The 3,973-nt window shown below is 71.2% G+C and carries 2 protein-coding genes and 3 pseudogenes; 4 read left to right on the forward strand and 1 reads right to left on the reverse strand.

Annotation, left to right across the window (positions count from 1 at the left end; all coding sequences use genetic code 11):
- Positions 1 to 1,060, forward strand: a pseudogene (locus tag ACQKIP_RS41970) (hypothetical protein); the annotation flags it as partial.
- An 8-nt stretch (positions 1,061 to 1,068) separates the two neighbouring features.
- Here the strand turns inward: ACQKIP_RS41970 and ACQKIP_RS41975 are convergent.
- Positions 1,069 to 2,072, reverse strand: a pseudogene (locus ACQKIP_RS41975) (IS5 family transposase).
- A gap of 147 nt (positions 2,073 to 2,219) precedes the next feature.
- Here ACQKIP_RS41975 and ACQKIP_RS41980 point away from each other — a divergent pair.
- From ACQKIP_RS41980 to ACQKIP_RS41990, 3 genes and pseudogenes are all read left to right on the forward strand, one after another.
- Positions 2,220 to 2,534 (forward strand): hypothetical protein, encoded by a 315-nt coding sequence (locus tag ACQKIP_RS41980; protein ID WP_427745409.1) that lies wholly within the window; start codon positions 2,220 to 2,222, stop codon positions 2,532 to 2,534.
- Positions 2,535 to 2,644: 110 nt separating this feature from the next.
- A complete protein-coding gene (locus ACQKIP_RS41985) occupies positions 2,645 to 3,028 on the forward strand; it encodes a PadR family transcriptional regulator (protein WP_365864456.1) in 384 nt (127 codons plus the stop codon).
- Positions 3,018 to 3,973 (forward strand): annotated as a pseudogene (locus ACQKIP_RS41990) (phosphodiesterase); the annotation flags it as partial. The gene ACQKIP_RS41985 and the pseudogene ACQKIP_RS41990, both read left to right, overlap by 11 nt.

Below are 3,973 nucleotides of genomic sequence, written 5' to 3' on the forward strand. Positions count from 1 at the left end.
GGGCGGTGCGCTGCAGACGGAGGGCCCGGTCATGCGGGTCGCTGCCGTGCACGCTCTGGCCACGTTCGACCCCGGGGCCGCGCTGCGTGAGCTGGACCTGCTGGTGGAAGTCCTGTCCGACCCCGGCGTGCGCCCGCAGTTCGAGGCGGCCTGGTACATCCCGGACGTCGAGCATGCCTTCACCCGCGAGGACGTCGTCTCCTGGACCGGCCACCTGTTCCAGGGCGCTCCGCAGGCGGCGCTGGCCTTCGTCGTCCGGCTGATCGGCGCCGCCCGCCGCACCGGGGACGCCGCGCTGTGCCGCGCCGCCCTGGACGAGGCGTGGCGGCTGTTGGTGGACCGGGCTTCCGCGGCCCCTGTGCTGGTGCCGCTCGCGGGTGCGCTGCTCGCCGACCCGGACCACGGCGTGCGCTACCGGGCGGCCCACCTGCTGGCGGTACTGGGATCCCCGGCCGCTGGGTACGCGGAGGAGCTGGCCGCGCTCCTCCATGACCCGGGACAGGACGAGTTGCTTGAGGGGACTGGCGGCGACCACGCCCGCTGGGCGCTGGCCCGCATCGGTGACGAACGCGCCCTGCCGGGGCTGGTCGAGCATCTGTACGCGCCCTACCGGGGCCAGTGGTCCCGCAGTTACGTCGTCGACGACCCGCGCCTGCCCGAAGTCGACGACGTCCTGGTCCCGCTGCGGGCGCACGCCGATGCCCTGCTGCCTGCGATACGCAAGGCGCTCCGGGAGGACGGCGTCGGCGGGTCGCTGACGTGCTGCTTCCTGAGGGTCCTGCGGACATGGGGTCCGGACGCGGCGCCAGCGCTGCCGGAGGTGGTGGCTCTGCTGGACGACACCCGCTACTCGCTGTACGCCGTGAACACGCTGGTGGCGATGGGCGAAGCCGCGCGATCGGCCGAGCCCGCCGTGCGAGGCTGCACCGTCCTGGACTCCCCCGCCAATCATCACAAGGTGGCGTGGGCGGCCTGGCGCCTGGGCGGCGACCGGGACGCGGCGCTCGGACTCATCGGCGAGGCGGTACAGACCGGGGAGGGGCTGCTAGGGCCTGTGTGACGTTGTGATCAGAGAGTTGCCTTCAGCAGGTCGTTGATCCAGATCATCGAGGCACGGAGGTGGAGGCCGGCGAGGTAGCTCTGGGGCGACTTGTCGTATCGAGTGGCGATGCCCCGCCAGGCCTTCAGCTTGTTGATGAGCCGCTCGACCGTGTTCCGCTCCTTATAAAGATCACTGTCGTGGCACGTGGGGCGGCCGCCCCGGCAGCCCTTCCTCTTCCGGTTGGCGGCCTGGTCCTTCTTCTCCGGAATGACTGCTTTGATGCCGCGTCTTCGCAGGTAAGAGCGGTTGGCGCGGGACGAGTAGGCCTTGTCCGCGGCGACAGCACCGGGCCGGGTCCGAGGCCGGCCCACAGGCAGACGGACCCGGATCTTCTGCAACACGGGGACGAACTGCGGGCTGTCGCCGGCCTGTCCCGCGGTCAGTACCAGGGACAGCGGACGGCACCTGCGGTCCGCGGCGAGATGAATCTTGCTCGTCAGTCCGCCACGGGACCTGCCGAGCAGGGCCTGGTTCAGCCGGAACCTGCGCCGTCGCCTGATACGCCGTCGCTCTTCCTGCCCGGGGTCGCGCCTGCCGTCCTGCCCGTTCTGTCCCGGCGGGCCGCCCCCTTTTGCCGGGCCCGCTCCTGTTCGGCGGCGGCTTCCTCAAGGGCGTCCATGACCCCCTCGCCGAGGTGCATCCCGGCTGCGTCGTGGTGGGCGCGGGCAGTAGCGGAGTCCACACTGACCAGGGATAAGTCCGTCTGTCCCCGGCGAGCGGCCTCGGCGATCATGCCTTCCAGAAGAGCTGAGAAGACCCCGGCGTCCCGCCAGACACGAAAGCGCCCGTAGACCGTCGGCCACGGTCCGAACTCGGCCGGCATCTCACGCCACTGGGCGCTGGACCGAAACCGCCAGATCATCCCCTCGAACTGCTCCCGCAGTCGCTCGGGGTACGGACCGTACTCACCTATCGGCAAGTACGGCTCGATGAACTCCCACTGCTTGTCGGTGAGTTGTCTACGTGTCACACCCAGCGTCCTACCAGGTCCCACCCCCGCACGGGACCAGAACCCGAGAATGATCACGACCTCACACAGGCCCTAAACGGACCCGTCCACCTGCTGGGCGATTTCGGGCCGGCTGCCGCCGCCTACGCCGAGCGGATACGTGAGGTCATGGATCACGGCGACGGCTGGATACGGCTGCGCGCCGCGGCAGCACTGTGGTCGATCACCGGCGAGCCGCAGCCCACCGCGTCCGTCGCGGAGGAATACCTCCTGCCCGTCGCCGACCGCGGCGGCGCCTTCGGAACCTTCCTCGACGCGCTGCACATCCTCGTCGGCATCGGCGCCATCTCCCCCGCGGCACGGGCGACCCTGCGCACGGTGCGGGCATCCGAGCGGCGACTCTCACACGACCGGGACTACCGGGCCTTCTTGCAGGACGAGGAGATCCGGGCGGCGATCGACGAGGTCCTCGCCCTGCCGTAACCGGCCGCCGAACCGTTTGAGCGGAGCGCTGAGTTGGCCTGGTGCGGGACACCGCCCGAGTTTCGTCTACCTAGGTAGAAAAGTCGCTTCTACCTAGGTAGGCTAGCGGCATGCCGGACGTGAAGATGACGTCACACACTCAAACCGTGCTGCATGCGCTCCTCGGCCGCGGCGACAACGGCGATCGCCGTTCGGCGGTGCTCGCCGAGGGGTTGTACGGGCTGGAACTCTCCAAGCGCACCCGGCTGCCCAACGGCACCCTCTTCCCCATTCTCGAGCGCCTGCGCCAGGCCGGCTGGGTCGAGCGGTACTGGGAACAGGACGAGATCGCCGAGGGCGAGGGCCGCCCCCGCCGCCGCTTCTACCGCATCAGTTCCAAAGGCGCCGACCTGGCCCCGCTCGCTCTTGCGGAAGCCATGGCCGCGGCAGCCGCGAAGGGCAGCGGCCCCGGCATCGCGCGCCCCGGAGCAGCAGGAGGCACCGTTGAGCGGTAAGGGCATGGCCACCCCCGGCAGCCGGGCGCCCCGCGCGCGAGCGGTGCCCCGCCTCCTGCTCGCGGCGCTGGGCACGGGGTACACCGCGGGATCCCTGCGGGGCTGGGGATCGGATCAACTCGCTCTCGTCATGGGCCCCTTCGGGCTGTGCGCCGCCGCCGGCGCCGCCGCCGTGTCCTGTTTCCTGCACGCGCGCAGCCGCCACGACCAGTTTCGACGCGTGTGGATGCTGTTCGCCCTCGCCTCGGTGATGCTGGCTTTGGGGCATCTGGCCCGCGGGTGGCGCGAAGTCGGGCCCCAGAGCGCCGTGCCCGGTCACGCCTACGTCCACGGGTTCATCCTGGCCTGCGCGCCGCTCGCCATCGCGGCGTTGCTCGTTCTCGCCAAGCGCCCGGTGACAAAGGCCGGTTGGGCCTGCCTCGTCCTGGATTTCTGGCTCATTGCCGCCTCGCTGCTCACGTCGGTCTGGACTCTGGTGCGCGCCCAGGCGGCGGAGCCCGCAGGGGGCAGCGTGCCGGGCTTCGCGTATCCGCTGCTCGGCATCTCCCTTGCGAGCACGATCGTCTTGCTGCACTCCTACCGGCCGGCGGTGAACCGCACGGCGCTCAACACGGCCGCCGGCGCACTCGCTGTGACCATGGTGTGCCAGGCGCCGTTCCTCTCGCCGCTGCTGCACGACACCTCCCACCGCGCGGGCCGGCTCGTGGACGCCGGATGGTTCGCGGGCTGCCTGCTCCTGGCGTATGCGCCCTGGTCCGCTTCCGGGCAGCGCCCGCCGGCCGGCCGCCGGAGCCAACGGCCCGCCGTACCCGGCCTTTCTGCGGCTGCGCCCCCGTACGCGGCTGCGGACTGGCGGCAGCCGGCTCCGCAGCGCACCACCGGTTCCCTGGCCGCCCTCGCCCCGTACCTGGCGGCCGCCGTGTGCACCCTGGGGATCCTGTACAC

This window comes from Streptomyces sp. NPDC059900, from assembly GCF_050270335.1.
GTDB lineage: Bacteria > Actinomycetota > Actinomycetes > Streptomycetales > Streptomycetaceae > Streptomyces.

Bases quoted from the DNA above. Each gene is read 5' to 3' on its own strand.
- ACQKIP_RS41980 (WP_427745409.1), top strand. From the start codon at position 2,220: ATGGATCACGGCGACGGCTGGATACGGCTGCGCGCCGCGGCAGCACTG.
- ACQKIP_RS41985 (WP_365864456.1), top strand. From the start codon at position 2,645: ATGCCGGACGTGAAGATGACGTCACACACTCAAACCGTGCTGCATGCG.